General features: G+C 66.9%; 20 protein-coding genes. 14 read left to right on the top strand and 6 right to left on the bottom strand.

Going from position 1 to position 18,778, the window contains the following annotated elements:
- The first annotated feature begins 13 nt into the window (after positions 1 to 13).
- The 3 genes from VJ109_RS08720 to VJ109_RS08710 all read left to right on the top strand — a co-directional run bounded on the left by VJ109_RS08720 (position 14) and on the right by VJ109_RS08710 (position 2,386).
- On the top strand, positions 14 to 802 hold the full coding sequence (locus VJ109_RS08720) for a CbiX/SirB N-terminal domain-containing protein (protein ID WP_324756044.1): 789 nt from the start codon (positions 14 to 16) through the stop codon (positions 800 to 802).
- Positions 803 to 899: 97 nt separating this feature from the next.
- Positions 900 to 1,262, top strand: coding sequence for a phosphoribosyl-AMP cyclohydrolase (hisI, locus tag VJ109_RS08715; RefSeq protein ID WP_324756043.1), 363 nt, complete (start codon positions 900 to 902; stop codon positions 1,260 to 1,262).
- Positions 1,262 to 2,386 carry a DUF7118 family protein gene (locus VJ109_RS08710; protein WP_324756042.1) on the top strand — a complete coding sequence of 375 codons (1,125 nt, stop codon included), beginning with the start codon at positions 1,262 to 1,264 and terminating at the stop codon, positions 2,384 to 2,386. The genes hisI and VJ109_RS08710 overlap by 1 nt, the downstream gene beginning before the upstream one ends.
- A gap of 1 nt (position 2,387) precedes the next feature.
- Here VJ109_RS08710 and glmM read toward each other — a convergent pair whose 3' ends face one another.
- The gene (gene glmM / locus VJ109_RS08705; RefSeq protein ID WP_324756041.1) at positions 2,388 to 3,740 is read right to left on the bottom strand and encodes a phosphoglucosamine mutase; all 1,353 of its coding nucleotides are present in this window, start codon (positions 3,738 to 3,740) and stop codon (positions 2,388 to 2,390) included.
- Between the two features lie 94 nt (positions 3,741 to 3,834).
- Here glmM and pyrE point away from each other — a divergent pair, with 94 nt between their 5' ends.
- From pyrE to VJ109_RS08690, 3 genes are all read left to right on the top strand, one after another.
- Positions 3,835 to 4,374 carry an orotate phosphoribosyltransferase gene (pyrE, locus tag VJ109_RS08700; protein ID WP_324756040.1) on the top strand — a complete coding sequence of 180 codons (540 nt, stop codon included), beginning with the start codon at positions 3,835 to 3,837 and terminating at the stop codon, positions 4,372 to 4,374.
- A gap of 94 nt (positions 4,375 to 4,468) precedes the next feature.
- Positions 4,469 to 5,899: an NCS2 family permease gene (locus tag VJ109_RS08695; RefSeq protein ID WP_324756038.1), complete on the top strand. Its 1,431-nt coding sequence runs from the start codon at positions 4,469 to 4,471 to the stop codon at positions 5,897 to 5,899.
- A 76-nt stretch (positions 5,900 to 5,975) separates the two neighbouring features.
- Positions 5,976 to 6,233, top strand: a complete 258-nt coding sequence (locus VJ109_RS08690; RefSeq protein ID WP_324756036.1) for a glutathione S-transferase N-terminal domain-containing protein — start codon at positions 5,976 to 5,978, stop codon at positions 6,231 to 6,233.
- A 45-nt stretch (positions 6,234 to 6,278) separates the two neighbouring features.
- Here VJ109_RS08690 and VJ109_RS08685 read toward each other — a convergent pair whose 3' ends face one another.
- Complete coding sequence (locus VJ109_RS08685; RefSeq protein ID WP_276178404.1) at positions 6,279 to 7,247, bottom strand: transcriptional regulator; 969 nt, start codon at positions 7,245 to 7,247, stop codon at positions 6,279 to 6,281.
- A 159-nt stretch (positions 7,248 to 7,406) separates the two neighbouring features.
- Here VJ109_RS08685 and VJ109_RS08680 point away from each other — a divergent pair, with 159 nt between their 5' ends.
- From VJ109_RS08680 to VJ109_RS08670, 3 genes are all read left to right on the top strand, one after another.
- Positions 7,407 to 8,672 carry a tRNA(Ile)(2)-agmatinylcytidine synthase gene (locus tag VJ109_RS08680; protein ID WP_324760321.1) on the top strand — a complete coding sequence of 422 codons (1,266 nt, stop codon included), beginning with the start codon at positions 7,407 to 7,409 and terminating at the stop codon, positions 8,670 to 8,672.
- Positions 8,673 to 8,886: 214 nt separating this feature from the next.
- Complete coding sequence (locus VJ109_RS08675; RefSeq protein WP_324756033.1) at positions 8,887 to 9,099, top strand: hypothetical protein; 213 nt, start codon at positions 8,887 to 8,889, stop codon at positions 9,097 to 9,099.
- Between the two features lie 54 nt (positions 9,100 to 9,153).
- Entirely contained in the window at positions 9,154 to 9,348 is a 195-nt protein-coding gene (locus tag VJ109_RS08670) for a hypothetical protein (protein WP_324756031.1), read from the top strand.
- Here the strand turns inward: VJ109_RS08670 and VJ109_RS08665 are convergent, their stop codons facing one another.
- Complete coding sequence (locus VJ109_RS08665) at positions 9,349 to 10,407, bottom strand: threonine synthase (RefSeq protein ID WP_324756029.1); 1,059 nt, start codon at positions 10,405 to 10,407, stop codon at positions 9,349 to 9,351. It abuts the gene before it with no gap.
- Positions 10,408 to 10,496: 89 nt separating this feature from the next.
- Between VJ109_RS08665 and VJ109_RS08660 the strand changes: the two genes are divergently transcribed.
- Positions 10,497 to 10,928, top strand: a complete 432-nt coding sequence (locus VJ109_RS08660; RefSeq protein ID WP_324756027.1) for a hypothetical protein — start codon at positions 10,497 to 10,499, stop codon at positions 10,926 to 10,928.
- A gap of 223 nt (positions 10,929 to 11,151) precedes the next feature.
- Here VJ109_RS08660 and VJ109_RS08655 read toward each other — a convergent pair whose 3' ends face one another.
- Positions 11,152 to 12,108 (bottom strand): succinylglutamate desuccinylase/aspartoacylase family protein, encoded by a 957-nt coding sequence (locus VJ109_RS08655; protein ID WP_324756025.1) that lies wholly within the window; start codon positions 12,106 to 12,108, stop codon positions 11,152 to 11,154.
- A gap of 94 nt (positions 12,109 to 12,202) precedes the next feature.
- Here VJ109_RS08655 and VJ109_RS08650 point away from each other — a divergent pair, with 94 nt between their 5' ends.
- Together VJ109_RS08650 and VJ109_RS08645 are read left to right on the top strand one after the other, a co-directional pair.
- A complete protein-coding gene (locus tag VJ109_RS08650) occupies positions 12,203 to 12,466 on the top strand; it encodes a DUF7536 family protein (protein ID WP_434737249.1) in 264 nt (87 codons plus the stop codon).
- 58 nt (positions 12,467 to 12,524) lie between these two features.
- The gene (locus VJ109_RS08645; RefSeq protein WP_324756023.1) at positions 12,525 to 12,899 is read left to right on the top strand and encodes a hypothetical protein; all 375 of its coding nucleotides are present in this window, start codon (positions 12,525 to 12,527) and stop codon (positions 12,897 to 12,899) included.
- Between the two features lie 3 nt (positions 12,900 to 12,902).
- Here the strand turns inward: VJ109_RS08645 and VJ109_RS08640 are convergent, their stop codons facing one another.
- Complete coding sequence (locus tag VJ109_RS08640; protein WP_324756021.1) at positions 12,903 to 14,123, bottom strand: potassium channel family protein; 1,221 nt, start codon at positions 14,121 to 14,123, stop codon at positions 12,903 to 12,905.
- 246 nt (positions 14,124 to 14,369) lie between these two features.
- Between VJ109_RS08640 and citZ the strand changes: the two genes are divergently transcribed.
- Positions 14,370 to 15,515, top strand: coding sequence for a citrate synthase (gene citZ / locus VJ109_RS08635; RefSeq protein WP_324756019.1), 1,146 nt, complete (start codon positions 14,370 to 14,372; stop codon positions 15,513 to 15,515).
- A 145-nt stretch (positions 15,516 to 15,660) separates the two neighbouring features.
- Here the strand turns inward: citZ and VJ109_RS08630 are convergent, their stop codons facing one another.
- Positions 15,661 to 17,295 carry a potassium channel family protein gene (locus tag VJ109_RS08630; protein ID WP_324756017.1) on the bottom strand — a complete coding sequence of 545 codons (1,635 nt, stop codon included), beginning with the start codon at positions 17,293 to 17,295 and terminating at the stop codon, positions 15,661 to 15,663.
- A 267-nt stretch (positions 17,296 to 17,562) separates the two neighbouring features.
- On the opposite strand from VJ109_RS08630, the gene ilvA reads away from it, so the two are divergent.
- A complete protein-coding gene (gene ilvA, locus VJ109_RS08625) occupies positions 17,563 to 18,774 on the top strand; it encodes a threonine ammonia-lyase (protein WP_324756015.1) in 1,212 nt (403 codons plus the stop codon).
- The last annotated feature ends 4 nt before the right edge of the window (positions 18,775 to 18,778 follow it).

The following is an 18,778-nucleotide window of genomic DNA, read 5'->3' as shown; positions in this document are numbered from 1 at the left end:
GGCCCGACGATCCATGACAACCGAATCCATCCTGCTCATCAGCCGTGCCACGAGAAACGCCCACGAAGTGCTCGAGACACATGCCGACCGCCTCGCCCGGCGGACCGGCGTCGACGACGTAACGGTCGCGACCTACGATTCCGAGCCGATCCGCGAACTCACGCCTCAGTTCGAGCGAGTCACTGCCGAGACGGTGTACGCGGTCCCGATATGTGCCGCCCACGGCCACGATACGACGACCGGTATCCCCGCCGCACTGTCGGCGCTGCCCGGCGAAGTCCACTACTGTGAACCCCTCGGCCGGAGTCCAGCAGTCACCGAGGTGATCGAAGACCGGGGCACACAGCTGGTCCCGGCCGCGGACGACGTCTCGCTCGTTCTCGTTGGCTTTGGCAGTAGCTCGAAACCGTACCACCGACAGACGACCGACTACCACGCCACACGGCTGCGCGAGCACTCGGGCTACGGCGAAGTCCTGACCTGCTATCTCCTCCAGAACCCGACGGTCGAGTGTGTCCGGTACAACACCACGACCGACCGGGCGATCGCCGTTCCACTGTTCCTGACTCGGACCGAGGCCACCGAAGACGAGATTCCCGCCAAACTCGAACTCGACCGGGGTGGTATCGAGTACGCCGATCCGCTGGGGGCACACCCCCGGATCACCGACGCCGTCCACGCGGAGGTCGAGAAACAGCGCGCGCTCGCTGACGGGGATCGCTCAGCCGAGCGCTCCTTCGAGGCACAGCTAACCCGGACACAGCAGCGAGTCGCCACTGACGGCGACGGCGGCGAGCGGTAGCCAGTTCCGGGGGAACGTCGAACGCCCCGACTGGACCGTACGGGCCGGCCCCAGGTGTGACACAAGACCTATTTTCCGGACAGACCTCCGTCGGAGTATGACAGCCGTCGACCTCGCGTTCGACGAACAGGAGTATCTCCCGGCGGTCGCCCAGGACGCCGAGACCGGCGAGGTCCTCATGCTCGCGTACGTCACCGAGGAAGCGCTCGAACGGACCCGCGAGACGGGCTACGCCCACTACTACTCGCGCAGCCGCGACGAACTCTGGAAGAAAGGCGGGACCAGCGGCCACACCCAGGAGATCGAGGAGGTCCGCGTCGACTGTGACGGCGACGCCCTGCTGTACGTCGTCCACCAGGACGGGGGCGCCTGCCACACGGGCTACGAGTCCTGTTTCTACCGGACCGTCGACGGCGAGGAAGTCGGTGAACAGGTATTCGATCCGGACACAGTCTACTGATGTCCGAGTTCGTCGACCAACTGGAGCAAACCGACCGTGAACGCGAGCGGGCACGGGAACGGGTCGAGGAGATCGGCGCCGACCGGCTCCGGACCTGCCGGGACGCCTACCGGGATCTGACACGTCTGTTGGAGGACTACGACGGCCGGGCGACCGGCAGCGGTGACTTCCAGGCCTACACCCAGTTCGAGGGCGCCGTGGCGACGGTGGTCGGGAACCTCGACGAGGACATCCCCGAGTACGACACCTTCGAAGCCGTCGACGACCACCTCCAGCAGCGCCGCCTCTCGGAGAGCGACTTCGAGCAAGCGAGGGAGATGCTGGCCCCGGTCAGTGACCTCGTCGACCGTCTGGACGAGTTAGAGAGCGCCCGAGAGGCCTACGTCCAGGCCCGGCGGGAGGCACGGCGACATCTCGGGGAACTGGACGAGCGGATCGAGGAACTGGAGCGTCTCGAACGGCTCGGCGACGCCGATCTCGACGCCCCGGTCGAGCGCATCCGTGACCCCATCAGGGCCTACGACGAGGCCGTCCGCGAGGGGTTCACCGCGTTCCGGACCGACGCCCCCGCCCGAGCGGTACTCGATCTGATCGAGCGGACCGAGGCCTTCCCACTGGTCGAGTTCCGGTCGCCACCAGCGGAGCTGTTGAGGTACGTCCGCGAACACGAGGCCGGAACCGAACCGCTGCCGACGCTGCTGGAGTACGCCGGCTACTCCGGCTCGAAACTGGACCACTACGTCGAGGACCCGTCAGCGCTCCGGTCGGCGGTCGCGACCCGACGGACGTACCTCCGGGGTATCGACGCCGAACCGCTCACGGTGGGGTGGCCGCCGCCACCGGCCACGGAGCTCCCGTGGCTGTGCCGCGAGTACCGCTCGGTCGTCGCCAGGTTCGCCGACGACAGCGTCGTGGCACGGCTGCGCGAGGTCCGGCGGCTGGCCGAGCGGGAGGACTACCAGCGGCTCCGGGAGAGCGCGCTCGCTCGCTCGGAACTCACCGACGAGGAGCGCGAACGGATCGCGAGCGGGGCCGTCGAGCGGGACCTGGCCGCCGCTCGGGACGAGCGGACAGCGATCGAGGAGACCCTTGCGACCCACGGCGAACTGGACGAACCGCCCTGACTCACTCCGCCGCCGAGACCATCGCCTCGGCCAGTTCCGTCGCCCGGTCCAAACTGCGGGCCTCGGCGTAGACGCGAACGACCGGTTCGGTGCCCGAGGGCCGGGCCAACACCCACGCGTCGTCGTAGTTCAGCCGCCAGCCGTCGGTCCGGTCGACCGAGGCGTCGACTTCCTGTGTGTACGCCTCGACGCCGGCGAGCATCGCCTCCCGTCCGTCGTCGTCGTCGTACCGGAGGTTCCGGCGGACGTTCGCGTAGTCGTCGAAGGGAGCGACGAGTTCGCTGACCGGCGTCTCGGCGGCGAGTTCACAGAAGCGCGCAGCGGTGTATGCGCCGTCCCGTGCGATCCGGTACTCGGGGAAGATGATCCCGCCGTTGCCCTCGCCGGCGACGGGGACATGGGTCCCCGCGGCCTGGAGTTCAGCGATACGACTGACGATGTACGTCGAGCCGATGGGAGTCAGCGAGAGGTCCGCGCCGGCGTCCTCGACGACGTCGACCAACCGTTGTGAGGCGTTGACTGCGGAGACGACGCCGTCGCCGGGATCGAGTTCCGCGGCGGCCAGGGCCGCCAGCGCGGCGTCGCCCTCGACGTGGTCGCCGTGTTCGTCGACGAAGATGGCCCGGTCGCCGTCGCCGTCGTGAGCGATCCCCAGGTCAGCGCCGGTCGCCCTGACGTACGCCCGCAGGTCCGCGAGGTTGGCTTCGACCGGTTCGGGGTCCCGCCCCGGGAAGTGGCCGTCCGGCTGAGCGTTGATCGTGTGGACCGTACAGCCCAGTTCCCGGAACAGGTCCGGGCTGGTAAGCGAGCCCGCACCGTGACCGGGGTCGACGACGACGGTGAGGTCCGCCGCGGCGATGCGCTCGCTGTCGACGGCATCCCGGAGCTGTTCCCGGTAGCGCTCGCGGGCGGTCTCGATACACCGGTCGGTACCGACCCGGTCCCAGCCGACCAGTTCCGGATCGTCGGCCTCCACGGCGGCGGCGATGTCGTCGAGCGTCTCGCGGCGCAGTTCGACGCCGTCGGCACCGATCAGTTTGATGCCGTTGTACGCCGGCGGGTTGTGGCTGGCGGTGATCATCACGCCGGGCACGCCCTCTCGCTCGCAGTAGGCCTGCAGTCCGGGCGTCGGGACGATCCCGAGCCGGTCGACATCGAACCCCAGCCCCGTCAGCCCGCTCACTGCAGCGTTACCGAAGGTCCGGCCGGTGGTCCGTGTGTCACGCGCGATCGCGACGCGGTCGTAGTCCTCGGTCCAAACGCTGCCGGCCGCCTGTGTGATCCGGAGGACGTACCGCGGTGTCAGTCCCTCGCCAGCGACATCCCGGACGCCACTCGACCCGAACACTTGCATTCGAACGGGAGTGTGTCACCGAGTGGCTTATGGATGTCGACGTGGCCGCGAGCGATTCCAACAGCCATTAGCACCCTGGTGGCGGAGCAATCGTATGGCCAACCAGGAACTTATCGACGCGCTCCGGGAGGCGGACGCGGTGAAGTACGGCGAGTTCGAACTCTCACACGGCGGGACCTCGAACTACTACGTCGACAAGTACGTCTTCGAGACCGATCCCCGCTGCCTGGAACTGATCGCCGGAGCTTTCGCCGAGCGTGTCGCGGACACGAAACTGGCCGGCGTCGCGCTGGGCGGGGTTCCGATGGTCGCGGTCACCAGCGTCGAGACCGGGCTCCCCTACGTCATCGCCCGCAAGCAGGCAAAGGAGTACGGCACCGGCAACCGCATCGAGGGCGAACTCGAAGACGGCGAGGCGGTCGTCGTCATCGAGGACATCGCGACGACCGGCCAGAGCGCCATCGACGCCGCGGAGGCGCTTCGCGAGGCCGGCGCCGTCGTCGAGCGAGTCCTCGTCGTCGTGGACCGGGAGGAGGGTGCCCGCGAGAACCTCGCCGACCACGGCCTCGAACTGGAAGCGCTCGTGACCGCCTCGGACCTGCTGGCGGACGCTCCCGAGGACATCGACGGCTGAACGAGTCCGGGGACGCCACCGGATGTCTCGGTCGGGCTACCAATTTTGGCCGTTCTCGCCACGCTTAAGCCCGTCTGTCCTGAGAGAGCCATCAATGGGTACGCTGGAGCGGTTATTCGAGTTGGAGGCACACGACACCGACGTCCGAACGGAGTTGGTCGCGGGGTTGACGACGTTCCTGACGATGAGTTACATCGTCATCGTGAACCCGGCCATCCTGAGCGCGGCCATCTCCGTCGAGAACCGAACCCCGGGCCAGACCGTCCAGATGCTGGCCGTCGTCACGATCATCTCCGCGGCCGTGGCGACGCTGATCATGGCGTTCTACGCGAACCGACCGTTCGCACAGGCGCCCGGACTGGGGCTGAACGCCTTCTTCGCGTTCACCGTCGTTCTCGGATTAGGGGTCCCCTGGCAGACGGCGCTGTCCGCCGTCGTCGTCGAAGGGCTCCTCTTCATCCTTCTGACCGCCGTCGGTGCCCGCGAGTACATCATTAAACTGTTCCCCGAACCGGTCAAGATGGCCGTCGGGGCCGGTATCGGCCTGTTTCTCGCGATCATCGGGCTGGAGGCCATGCACGTCGTCGCCGCCGACCCGGCCACGTTCCTGCAGTTCAACCCGTCGTTCGCCAACGACCCCATCGCCATCATCTCCGTCGTCGGCCTCTTTCTCACCTTCGCGCTGTACGCCGCCGATGTCCCGGGATCGATCATCCTCGGAATCGTCATCACGACGGTGATCTCCTACGTGGCGAGTGCACTGGGGATCACCCCCATCGACCCACAGATCGCCGAGGGCGTGTTCCTCTACACGCCGGCGTCGCTGACCGGCCAGACCGAGGTCGTCTACTCGGTGGCCGGCTACAACATCACGCCGCTGGTCGGTGCGTTCATCGAGGGCTTCTCGAACGTGGACGCGCTGGGCTTCTCGCTCATCGTCTTCACGTTCTTCTTCGTCGACTTCTTCGACACCGCCGGGACGCTGACCGGCGTCGGACAGATCGCGGGCTTCCTCGACGAGGAGGGGAACCTCCCCGACATCGACCGACCGCTGATGGCCGACGCCGTCGGGACCACCGTCGGCGGGATCATCGGCACGTCGACGGTCACCACCTACATCGAGTCCGCGACCGGCGTCGAGGAGGGCGGCCGGACGGGACTGACCGCGCTGGTCGTCGCGGTGCTGTTTCTCGCGTCGCTGGCGCTCGTGCCCTTGGCTGCGGCCGTCCCGCTGCACGCCTCACACATCGCGCTCGTCGTCGTCGCCGTGTTGATGCTCCAGAACATCGTCGACATCGACTGGGACGACCTGAGCCACGCCGTCCCCGCGGGGCTGACGATGTTCATCATGCCGTTTACCTACTCGATCTCGTACGGGATCGCCGCCGGGATCATCGCCTACCCGATCGTGAAGGCCGCACAGGGAGAGGCGAGTGAGGTCCATCCGGGTCAGTGGGTACTTGCGGGTGCGTTCGTGCTGTACTTCTTCGTCCGGACCAGCGGCCTCCTCGGTGGCGCACTCTGAGACGCAGGTCGTCTCTGTGTCCGGCGGACACACCACCGGTGTCCTCTTGTCGCTGGCGTCCGTAGACGACTCCGTAATGGCCAACCTCGAACTCTACGAGCTGGAAGGCTGTCCGTACTGTGCGAAAGTGATCACGAAACTCGACGAACTCGGCCTGGAGTACGAGTCCCACATGGTCCCGCGCTCGCACGACGAGCGGACCGAAGTGAAGGAGGTTTCGGGCCAGACCGGCGTTCCAGTGCTGATCGACCACGACAACGGTATCGACGGGATGCCTGAGTCCGACGACATCGTCGAGTACCTCGAAGAGACCTACGGCAGCGGCGCTGCTTGAGGGGATTCAGCGCCGCAGGCGTAGGACGACGAACGAAAACGTAGGCTAAGCGGTTTCTTCGTGGTCTTCGCCGCGTTCCATGATGAGATCGCGGAGATCGACGGCGTCTTCGATCTCCTCCATCTCGTCTTCCTCGATGATCGCGGTTCCTTCGACGGACTCACGTTTGAGTTCGTCGACGACGTACACCGACCGTGTCCGAGTGACCTCACCGACCGAGGACATGATCCGAGCCCGTTTCTCGGCGGCCTCGGTAAACGGCGAGTGCCCGGTCAGGACCTGCTCGCGGCGCCGGCCGTTCTCGTTGACCGCCTTGAACGGCGCCCGGTCGGTCGGGTGGACCTCGAAGCCGATGCGGGTGAAGACAGTGACGATCGATTCGTCCTCGGGGTTGGCGTCGGGGTCCTCGGGCGTCGGTTCGTCGTCCCGAACCTCCTCGGCCCCGTCGAGGACGCTGACCGGCGATGTCAGCGGCGCGTCGAACAGATCTTCGAGTTCGGCGGCCACCTCGACGGAGGCGTCCATGCCGTCCTCGTACTTCGAGACGGTCCGCCGGGAGACGCCAAGTTCCGTGGCCAGGCGTCCCAGCGACCACTCCCTGTCCTCGCGCGCGTCAGCCAGTACCTCGGAGTCGATGTTGACGTAGAGCCCACCCGGGGCCGCGTAGATGAGCGGCGGGACCTCCTCGATGAACAGGTCCATCGCGGTGTCGGGCGACAACACCGGGACGCCGTGCCGGAAGTAGACGACGCCGGGTTTCAGGTCCTCGTCGCGGGTCCGCAACCCGACGACGATCGGCGTCGCGTTCAGATAGGTGCCCAGGCGTCGCATCTCCGCACCCGTGACGCCGTCGAAGGCGTCGATGTTGCCCAGGATCTTCACCAACAGGACGTCTTCTCCGCGCCGGGCCGCGATATCGAAACTCTTGGGCCTGATCGCACAGCGGTCGCTGACGAGAAACCCCGCGTCCTCTAGCATCGCCGTGACGTTGCCGACCAGTGCCGACCGTGACATAGTCCTCGGTACCTCTACCAAGGGTAACCAATCGTCGTATATATGATTTGTGGCGGTATCCGTGACGATTCGCGTGACGATGGAGTGATCGCCGACGAAATCACCGGCGCAGCACGTCGGTACGAAACGCCGAAGACAGTCGGGATACTACCACCGTCAGTGACTATCGTCGGTCTCGACGACACCGATTCCCGGGAGGGCGGGATGTGTACGACCTACGCGGCCAGCGAACTCGCCGACGACATCCGTGCGGCCGGCGGAACCGTCGAGCGCTTGCTCCTGATCCGGCTGAATCCCGCCGTCGAGCACAAGACCCGCGGGAACGCGGCGCTCGCGGTCCACACCGACCTCGACGCCGACCGGGCGACCGAACTCGCCGAGTCGACCCTCGATCTGGCCGAGGTCGACGACCCCCGGACGAACCCCGGCGCAGTCGTCGCTGACTGTGCTCCCGAGGCAGTCCCATCGGCGGTCGCGGAGTTCACCACGGACGCCGTTCGATCGATCCAGGACCGCGTGACGGCGACGACGTTGGCCGATCACGCCGGCTTCGCGCGCCTGGAACGCAGGAACGGCCGCGGGCTGATCGGCGCGCTCGCCGCCGTCGGCGCGTGGACGGCCTTCGACGAGTGGACCTACGAGCACATCGCTTACCGCGGGCGTGAGCGGTGGGGAACCGAACGTGATGTCGATACGGAAAGTGTCTTCCTCGCCGCCGAGGCCCACTACCCCGCCGTCTGGGACACCGTCGATCAGACCTCGAACTATCCGGTCTGTGTCCCGCGGACCCCCTGTCCGGTGCTGTACGGCATCCGCGGCGACGACCCGGAGGCCTGCCGGGCCGTCGCCGACGCCATCGAGGGCGAACCGGTCGCCGAGCGGGCGACGTTTCTAACGAACCAGGGGACCGACGTGCATCTCCAGACGACCGCGCTGGCAGCGGTCGAGGACGACAGCGCCTACCGAGTATCCGGCGAGGTAGTCGATCCGCCCGAGACCCGCGCCGGCGGCCACGTGTTCGTGACGATCGCCGACGACGGCGAGACACTCCCGTGTGCAGCCTTCGAGCCCACCAAGGGGTTCCGCGACCGGGTCCGATCGCTCCGCGTCGGCGACCGCGTGACCGTCTGCGGGGAAGTCAGCGACGGGACCCTCAAACTGGAGAAGTTCCGCGCCGATGCGGTAGTCGAGACCGAGCGAGTGACTCCGAACTGTCCCGACTGCGACCGATCGATGTCCTCGGCCGGCCGCGACCAGGGGTATCGCTGTCGGGACTGTGGGACCAGTGCCCCCGGAAAAATCGAGCGCCCGATCGACCGGGAGATCGAACCGGGCTGGTACGAAGTCCCGCCGGTGGCGCGCCGGCACGTGGCGAAGCCGTTGGTCCGGGGTGGATTCGACGGACCGACACATCCAGAACGGTAAGCGGCGGCTACGAGCGCCGCGAGTGGCCGTTTTTCGCCCACGGTTTTCCGCGAGCGGTGGCCACGGACCACCCGAGCGTGAAAAAGATGGTGGCGAAGCCGTTGGTCCGAGGTGGGTTCGACGGGGCGACACATCCAGAACAGTGACCGACAGGCGGTGGCATCCCCGGAGTAGGCGGTCGATAACAACGGGAATGCGGCGATCAGTCGGGGGTATGGATTCCGAGTCCACAGGGCAGGACGGGCCGAGAGAGCCACTGCCACGGGACGGTTTCGAGAGCACTGTACTGACAGTCGAACTGGAACCGTCGGTCGGGGGTGGCGAACGAGCGATTCTCTACCCGAGAGAGCAGTCCGCCGACGGGGCGGCGACCCACTGGATCACGGCTCCGTCCGAACTGTTGATCGCCACCGAAGCGATTCGGTGAGTCGAACGGATAGGTAGTCGGTAACAATACACTCAGTTGCCGACCGGTCCGAGCATGGGAACGGAACACGTCTCACCGACGGGCGGGACCCCCTCGCCCGATCCCGACGACGGTGTGTATCCTGCGGTCGTCAGGACACGGTCTGACGGGAACGAACGGTACATCTGCTACACCGACGCGGCCGACGTCGAGTCGAAGTGGCTCTCCGTCGACGCCGACGTTCCCGTCTCCGTGCTCCTGTGGCGCTGATCAGGCGTTGCGGCCCGTGAGCGGGACCACCACGTCGTCGTCCGGAGCGATGACGCCGCGGTCCCTGAACGATCGTAGCGCCGCCGTCGCCGTCGCACAGGTCGGCTCGACGTGGAATCCTTCGGCAGCCAGTCGGTCGTGTGCCGCCCGGGTCGCCCGCTCGTCGACCGCCACAGCGTCACCGCCTGTGTCCTCGATGGCCGCCCGGATCTGGTCGGCGCGTGCCGGCTCGCTGATCTGGATACCGTCAGCCAGGTCGTTCTGGCGCTCGCTCGCCCCGTGGCGAGCGTCGGCGATGGGGCTGGCACCCGCCGCCTGTACGCCCAGCAGTTTCGGGCCGTCGTCGATCCAGCCGGCCCGTTCCAGCGCCCGGAACCCCCGATACGCGCCCAGAAACAGCGTCCCGTGACCCAGTGGCGTCACGACGGCGTCCGGGGCCGACCAGTCGCGTTGGGCGGCCAGTTCGTAGGCGACGGTCGCGGTCCCGGCGAAGAACGCGGGGTTCCAGGCGTGGCTGGCGTAGTAGCCGTCCCCTCCCTCGACAGCCCCGATACAGGCGTCAGTGACGGCCTGTCGGTCGCCCTCGACCGCGACGACCTCGGCGCCGGTGCGTTCGATCCGCCGGCGTTTCCCCGCTTTCGCGTCGGCCGGAACGTAGATTTCGGCGTCGATACCGGCACGTGCAGCGTAGCTGGCGACGGCAATCCCGGCGTTCCCGGAGGAGTCCTCCAGGACACGGTCTGCGCCGACAGCCTGTGCCTCGGCGATCACCGTCGCCGCGCCGCGGTCCTTGAAACTCCCCGTCGGATGGAGGAACTCCAGTTTGAACGTCGCGTCCCAGTCGGAGGCGTCGACGAGCGGCGTCCACCCCTCGCCCAGCGTCACCCGCTCGTCCATCGGCAAGAGTTCCTCGAAGGCCCAGATGCCCGCGTCGCGGTCGAAGGCGGTCGGTTCGCCTTCGGGGGCTGGCGGGTCGGTGTAGTCCAGTGCGTGGCCACAGTCACAGCGCCACGGCCGGTCGCGGGGGTACTCGCGGCCGCACGCCTCGCAGTGTCGCATGGCGGCAGTGGGGCGGCGAGTCATCAAAAGGTGGTGGTCCGGCGCGCAGAAGGGTTATTCCGACGGCATCGGGCAACTCTCACGTGCCCATGGTCTCCCGCAGAGCTGCCCTCCGAAGCGTCGGTGCCGTGGCGACGGTGCTGTTCGCCGGCTGTGCCGAACGACTCCCCGGTGCCAACGGCGACATTCTCGTCCAGAACTGGGACGAGGACAGCCATGAGTTCACCGTCACGATGGACCGTGGAGCGAACTACGACACGATAACGGGGGCCGTCACCGTCGCGGGCGACGAACAGGGCGACATCGCCGACCTGCTCCCGAACTCGGACTGGCCGTACCCCTTCCTCCTGCACACCTCGGTCGACGGCGACCACGTCGCGACCACGCACCACCGGTGGCACGACCGAATCGAACTCGTCTACCGCGCCGACGCGACCGTCGTCGCCGACGAAGTTCCCGAGGAGCACACCATCACGCGGTCCGCCCCGTACCGAACAGAAACCCGTACCGAGTCGGAGTAGCGAGAAGTGCGACCAACGGGAGCGGAGCGGGACAGCGGTGCCGTGGGCCGGGAGTGGCCTCCGTGCCACGACCTGGGGAAGGGCAGGGATGAATCGGGAGCATACCGCGAGCGGTTTCACGCGAATCGCGGCGCGATTCGCGCTTTTTTCGCCACGTTTTTGCAATGGGGGTGCCCGCAGCGAGCAACGCGAGCGAGGACACCCCCCGAAGTAAAAACGTGGGTCAGTAGGTATCGATGTCGGTCCCGACCGAACAGACGTACTCCCCGGTCGCGACCTGTGGGAGTCGGCGCGACCGCCAGAAGATCCCCGAGGAGTCGGCGGTGATCGTCGCTTTCTCCTGGCCAAAGACGTCGGTGATCTCGAACAGCGGCTCGCCACGGGAGACACGCTCGCCCAGGTCGGCCTGGAAGTCGACGAGGCCACCGGAGGGGGCACCGTACTGTTCGAAGCCGCTGGCACGGGTCTGTGGCGTAGGGCTGTAGTGGCCGTCCAGGAAGTCGTAGTAGGTGAGGACGTTGAAGACGCCGTCGACGCCTTTCCGGATCGAGTCCTCGTCCCAGCCGACACAGCCGCCCAGCTCCGGATCGATCGTCGGGACGCCCTCGTCGGGGGCGGCGCGGGCGAGTTGACCGTCAGGCCCTTTCTGGTCGAGGATGTGGCCACAGCCGAATACTTTCGCGAGTTCGAGACAGTCGCTGTGGAGCCGATGGCGAGTGCCACACCGGACGCGACACTCCTCGATCATCCGCGAGGTCGATCCCTGGTGGAGGTCGACCACGTAATCGGCGCTGATCGCGGCGTCGAAGGTCGCGGCGGCGATGCGCTCGCTGGAGGTGCCGGTGTCGTCACCGGGGTAAGCCCGGTTCATCTTCGTGTCGTCGATAGGGTTGCGGTGCTCGGCGACCTGGAAGGCGTGGTAGTTGACGATGCCACAGACCAGGATCGTGCCGGCGATCTCCGAGGGGTCCAGCCGAGGGAGTACCCGCTGGACGACGCCGACGCCGTTGAGTTCGTCGCCGTCGCTTGCGGCCTGGATGTAGAGTGTCTTCCCGTCGGCGGCGCCGTTGACCACGGCGACCGGGAGTCCGACGGAACTCCCGTCGCGGGTCTCGCCCACCTCCAGCCGTCCCGTATCCATCTCACCGGGGACGGCACTCGCCGTACCGAAACGTACCATTGTCCGATTCGTTCGGCCTGTGTGCCTTTACTGGTTCGGATTCCGGCCGGCTCGGACCGACGCCGTCTTGAACGGAGCGACCCTACCGGCGGGCGTGTCAGACCGCGAGCAACCCAGCGGCCGGGCCGCAATGGTACAGGCGCTGAACGTCCCGCGGAACGCGAAACTCGGGTTCGGATTCGCACTCGTGGTGACCGGGCTCGTCTTCGCGACGTTCGTCCTGCCGGGGACCGGTCGGCCGGCGTATCTCTATCTCGCCCTGGCGTTCGTCCTGGCGATGTCGCTGGGCGGGCTGACGACGGCCGTGCTCACGATCGGTTCGGCGGTCCGGTTGGCACGGCGGGACAGTCCGGAGTGAGCGGTATCGACCGTCGATCGACCCGGGATTTTACTCCCCAGCGCCGACAGCACGCGGTATGGACAGAGCCCTCCCGCTCGCAGTCCTCGTCGGCCTCGCAGTCGGTACCGTCGTCACACAGGTACTCGACGCCGGGTGGTACCTCACCCTCGGGACGGTCCCGTTGTACGTCGGATGGAGTTACTTCGCGGTCAGCTACCCCGACACGCTCCGTGCGAGCGTGTTCTCGTTCGACCGGCGTGCCGACAGTCTCGGCTACGCGGCGGGCGTCTTCGGGCTCAGTATCACGGCACTGGCGATCGGCCACGCTGCCGGCGGGAGCGGGCAGGTCGCACCCGCAGCGGTCGTTGCCGTCTTCGGTATCATCGGGTTCATGTACACGCTCGCGGCCGTCCTGGCCGTCGAACCCGGCGTCGTGAACGCCGACCGCTGAGTCCTAGCCGCCGGCCAACTCGGCGAACCGTTCGGCCCCGGAGCGGGTCCCCTTCGCGATGACGACATCGCCGGCCTCTAACGGTGTCTCCGGGCCGGGCGAGACGACCCAGTCGCCGCCCTCGCGGCCGGTCCGATCGCTCTGGTTGCTCGGCCGTCGGATGGCGATGATCCGCATCCCCGTGGCCGTCTTGATCTCCTGCTCGCCGATGGTGTCGCCGGCGAAGTCACTCGACGCGGCGATGGTCGCCTGCGTGATGATCTCGTCGGATTCCTGGACGGCCTCGGCGACGACCGGGTGCGTCGAGAGCCCCCGGAGGACGCCTTCGCTCATCTCCAAGGCGGCGTCGGAGATGACCTCCGTCGAGCGGGCCAGGTGGACCAGCCCGCGCAGCGAGACCGGGTCGTCGCTGTCCCCTGCTGCCCGGAGGACCCAGGCTTCGAACCGGGACTGGAGGGCGTCGACCTCGGCTTCGAGTTCGACGACCTCCTCGGCGACGGCCTCGCTGTCGAACAGTACCGCCCCGTAGGCCAGATCGACCGCCAGTTCCGCCATGTCTTTCATCAGGACGATCGAGGAGACAGCCCGATCGAGATCCTGGGCTGCCCGCTCCGGTGGCTCGGGCGGTTCGTACTCTTCGCCCGTGGCGTCCCGGTACACCTCGGTGACGCCGGACTCGGGACCGCGGAACAACACGACATCGCCGGCCTCGATCGCCGTCTCCCGGTCGGGGTTGAGCAGCCAGTCGCCCTGTCGGCGGATCGCCAGCGCGCGGACGCCGGTCTCGGTCTCTAAGTTCAACGCGCCCAGCGTCTCGCCGGCCAGCGGGGAGTCGGCTGTGACCGTCGCACGGACGAGCGTCTCTAAGGCCTCGGGGAGCGCCGCCCGCATCGTGTCGGGGAGGCCGATGTCTTCGAGGACGATCTTCGCGATGTCGCCGGCGGCGTCGCTGATCTTCTCGGCGGCACCGACCATCCCCAGGACCGGCGCCAGCGCCTCCGCGTCCTCGGTCGAGCGACAGGCCATCAGGAGGCTCATCCGCGCCCGCAACTGGAGGACGTCCATCTTCTCTTCGAGTTCCAAGACCTCCGCGGCGACATCGTCGCTGCCCAGCAGCACCGCCGAGTACGAGAGGTCGATGAGCAACTCCGCGGTGTCTTTCATCTCGGACAGCACCGACTTGACGCTGACCGGCTCGTACTCGACCGACACTGTCGGGTCCATGCCCGGCGGTTCGGCACCACCGGCTAAAAGCGTTGACCACACCGATACCGAGCGGTGATAAGCCGGTCCTGTGAAACGCTGTCGTCCACCGCTGTGGCCGGTCGGACAATTACTGGCCGGAAGAGTTGCGGTGTTCAATATATCGCCGAATATCCTGGACGTTCTCCAAACCACTAACAGTCAGATGTGTGACATTGGCGGCTAGAAAGAAAATGTTTTTCCCGGCAGGTCGGGAACCCACAGCGTATGTCTGACGACCTCAAGAAGGGGCTCGAAGGTGTCCTTGTCGCCGAGTCCAGTCTCAGCATGATCGACGGCGATGCTGGCAGACTGGTCTACCGGGGCTACACCATCGAGGATCTCGCGAACGGCGCCAGCTACGAAGAGGTGCTGTACCTGCTCTGGCACGGTCACCTCCCGAACGCCGAGGAACTCGCGGCCTTCGAGGACGCGATGGCCAAGGAACGCGAGGTCGACGACGACGTACTCGATACCGTCCGCCAGTTGGCCGAAGCGGACGAGAACCCGATGGCCGCGCTGCGAACCGCCGTCTCGATGCTGTCCGGGTACGACCCCGCGTCCGAGGACGCCGAGCCGACCGACGAGGAAGTCAACCTCGCCAAGGGCCGCCGTATCACCGCGAAGATGCCGACGGTCGTCGCGGCGTTTACCCGTATCCGGGACGGCGAAGAGCCGGTCGAACCCCGTGAGGACCTGGATCACGCAGCGAACTTCCTCTACATGCTCAACGGCGAGGAACCCGACGACGTGCTGGCCGACGTCTTCGACCAGGCGCTCGTCCTCCACGCCGACCACGGGCTCAACGCTTCGACGTTCTCGGCGATCGTCACGGCGTCGACGCTGTCGGACGTCCACAGCGCCGTCACGTCGGCCATCGGCACCCTGAAAGGCCCGCTCCACGGCGGCGCCAACCAGGACGTCATGGAGATGCTCAAGGAAGTCGACGACGCCGACTCCGACCCGCTGGACTGGGTCAAGAACGCCCTCGACGAGGGTCGTCGCGTCTCCGGGTTCGGCCACCGCGTCTACAACGTCAAGGACCCCCGCGCGAAGATCCTCGGCGAGCGCTCGAAGGAACTCGGCGAAGCCGCCGGCTCCCTGAACTGGTACGAGATGTCCACGACCATCGAGGACTACCTCATGGAAGAGAAGGGGCTGGCCCCGAACGTCGACTTCTACTCGGCGTCGACGTACTACCAGATGGGTATCCCCATCGACATCTACACCCCCATCTTCGCGATGTCCCGCGTCGGTGGCTGGGTCGCCCACGTCCTGGAATACATCGAGGACAACCGCCTCATCCGGCCGCGTGCCCGCTACACCGGCGCCGACCCCGACGAGACCGAGTTCGTCCCGATCGGCGAGCGGTAGACGGCTTCGGTTTCCGTTTTTCATACAGTTGGCGGCCTCTGTTCGGTATCTCTGAGAAGAGAGTGAGGGGCATCTGCGGGTGTCTCCCGGCGGTGCTGTGGCCGTGAGCGAGTGGCGCGAGGAAACCCGACGAAGTAAAAAGTGGTTACGAAAACAACTCCCGGAACCGGGCCACGCCGGCATCGGCGCCGGCGACGACGAGTTCGTCGCCCCGGCGGATGTCCGCGTCCGGCCCCAGATCGGTGAGGACGTCCCCGTTGCGCTCGATCGCGATGACCGTACAGCCGGTCCGCGAGCGGATGTCGGCCTCGCCAAGCGTCGTCCCGGCCAGGCCGTCAGCAGCCGTCCGGACCACCTCAACCTGCTGGTCCATCGAGATGACGTCTTCCTCACGGAGGATCGTCGAGGCGAGCATCCGGCCGCTGACCGTCGCCAGCGAGAGGACGTAGTCGGCGCCCGCCCGGTAGATCTTCTGGACGTTCTCCGTTCCCTCGGCCCGGGCGATGATCTCCACGTTGGGGTTCAGATCCCGGACGACCAGCGTCGCGAACTCGGTGTCGGTGTCGTTCGAGAGCGCGAGGATGACCGTCCGGGCGTCCTCGACGCCGACCTGCCGGAGGTCGTCGGGTTCGGTGGCGTCACCGACGACATCGACGGACGGTTTCTCCTCGCGGTCCAGGACAGTGTAGGGAACACCCGCCGAGGCGAACTCACGACAGATCGTCTGGCCGACCTCGCCGTAGCCGACGACGACAGTCTCGCCCGCGCGGTACTGCCGGACGTTCGAGAGCGTCATCGTCTTGAGTTGCTCTAGTTGGGACTCCGTCCCGGCGACCAACAGGACGGTGCTGCCGTCGAGTTCGGCGTCGGGCGAGAGCGGGCTCTCGAACCGGCCGCGGAACCACGCGCCGATGACGTTGACGCCGGTCTCCTCGCGGATGCCGCTGTCGGCCAGGGTCGTTCCGACGAGGTCGCTCCCGCGGTGGACCGGCAGTTCGGCGATGTCGAAATCCTCGCCGAGTTCGATCGAGTCCCCCAGCGTCGTCGAGACGCCGGTCGTCACTTTCCCCGCGAGGCTCCGCCCGAGGATGCCCCGTGGCGAGAGGACCACGTCGGCACCCGCGAGTTCGTGGTAGCGCTCGCGGTCGGGTTCCTCGACGACGCTGATAGTCCGAACCGTCTCGTCGACCTCGCGAGCCGTGAGGACGATGCTGGTGTTGACCTGGTCGGAGTCGTCGGCCACGAGCGCGCGGGCCGACGGGAGCCCAGCGTGTTCCAACCCCTCGACGGACTGGGGATCGGCGTGGATAACGTGGTATCCCTCTTCGTGGATGGTGTTTGCCGTCTCGCGGTCGGGTTCGACGATCACGTAATCGACGTCCCAGGACTCCAGTTCCGTGACGAGCGTCTCGCCCCGTGGCGTGAACGTACAGATGACGATGTGGCCGCTGAGGTCGTCCTCGACGGCGGTCGGGGCGGTCTTCGCCATGGCCTCCTCGAACAGCGGGAACAGCAGGACGGGCAACGCGAGGAAGATGAGGGCTACCCCAGTGACGCCCATCAGGATGACGAGCAGGCGCATCACGTCGGACTCCCACGGTGCGTCGGAACCGTACCCGGTCGTCGTGAACGACTCGACGACGACCTGTAGCGAGTGCAAAAGGTCGCGGGGCCGATTCTCGAAGGCCGTCATCCCGTAATCGTAGGCGAACGTGTAGGCGACGATCACACCCACGAGTCCCACGACGTACAACAGTGTCCGGCGTTGCCAGGTGTCCATTCACCCACTGTTACCGGGTCGAGGTTTACCAGTGTTGGTACCGACGATCGACGGGACAGATACTCTGAATTTGTGATAGATTGGCAGTCAGACGTGGGGCCGACGCCGGGCAGACACCACAAACACCGCTACCGTGTCTTGCAGTTTCACTTTCACTCCGGTTCGGCTGGTTTTATATCATCGGGTGTTCATACCTCGGATGCAGTCACACGCTCTCCCCCTACGTTTTCCCGCAGGTCTAACACCCCACAGCGAGTAGTCCATGCCATGCTCTCCGTAGACGACGTGCTGGCGGCGCGTGACCGGGTCGCCGAGACCGCCCGGCACACGCCGCTGGACTACTCACACACGTTCTCGTCGATGACCGGCGCCGACGTGCATCTCAAACTCGAACTGTTCCAGCGTACCGGCGCGTTCAAGATCCGGGGAGCGACCAACCGCATCGCGACGCTCTCGGAGGCGGAGCGAGCGGCCGGCGTGGTGACCGCGAGCGCGGGCAACCACGCCCAGGGGGTCGCACTGGCGGCGACACGGGCCGGCGTCGACTCGAAGATCGTGATGCCCGAACACGCCCCCATCTCGAAAGTCGAGGCCACACGGAACTACGGCGGCGAGGTCGTCCTCGCCGGCCGGGACTACGACGAGGCCGCCGAGCGCGCCCACGAGATCGAACGCGAGGAGGATCGGACCTACATCCACGCGTTCAACGACGAGATGGTGATGGCCGGCCAGGGCACCGTCGGGCTGGAGATCTACGAGGACCTTCCCGGGGTAGAAACGGTCGTCGTGCCGATCGGCGGCGGCGGACTCATCAGCGGCATCGCCACCGCGTTGAAAGGGAAGAACCCGGAGATCCGCGTCGTCGGCGTCCAGGCCGAGGGTGCAGCGAGCGTCCCTGAGTCGCTGGAACGCGGCGAACGGGTCGTCCGGGACGAGGTCCGGACCATCGCCGACGGGATCGCCACGCGGACAGTCGGCGAGAAGACCTTCGAGGTCATCGAAGAACGCGTCGACGAAGTGGTGACCGTCGACGACTCGGAGATCGCCGTCGCGCTGACGACACTGCTCGAACGCTCGAAGATCATGGTCGAGGGCGCCGGCGCGGTCGCGCTGGCAGCGGTCCTCGAAGAGCGGTTCGACTACGCCGAAGACGAGACGATCGTCCCGGCGCTGTGTGGGGGCAACATCGACCTGAACACGCTAACGAACGTCATCGTGCGCGGCCTAGTCGAGACGGGCCGGTACATCAGGATCAGGACGGTGCTAACCGACCACCCCGGCGCGCTCGAACACCTGGTCTCGGTACTCTCGGCCCAAGAGGTCAACATCTACGCCATCGAGCACGACCGGACCAGCCGCGACGTGGCGATGGACGACGCCGAGGTCGAACTGGACTTAGAGACCCGCGGTCCCGATCACGTCGAGGCCGTCCTCGCGGCGCTACGCGAGGACGGCTACCCCGTCGAAGTCCTCGTCTGAGCAG

The organism is Haloarcula montana (genome assembly GCF_035666295.1).
Taxonomy (GTDB): domain Archaea; phylum Halobacteriota; class Halobacteria; order Halobacteriales; family Haloarculaceae; genus Haloarcula; species Haloarcula montana.
This window is presented reverse-complemented; position numbering and strand designations above follow the sequence as displayed.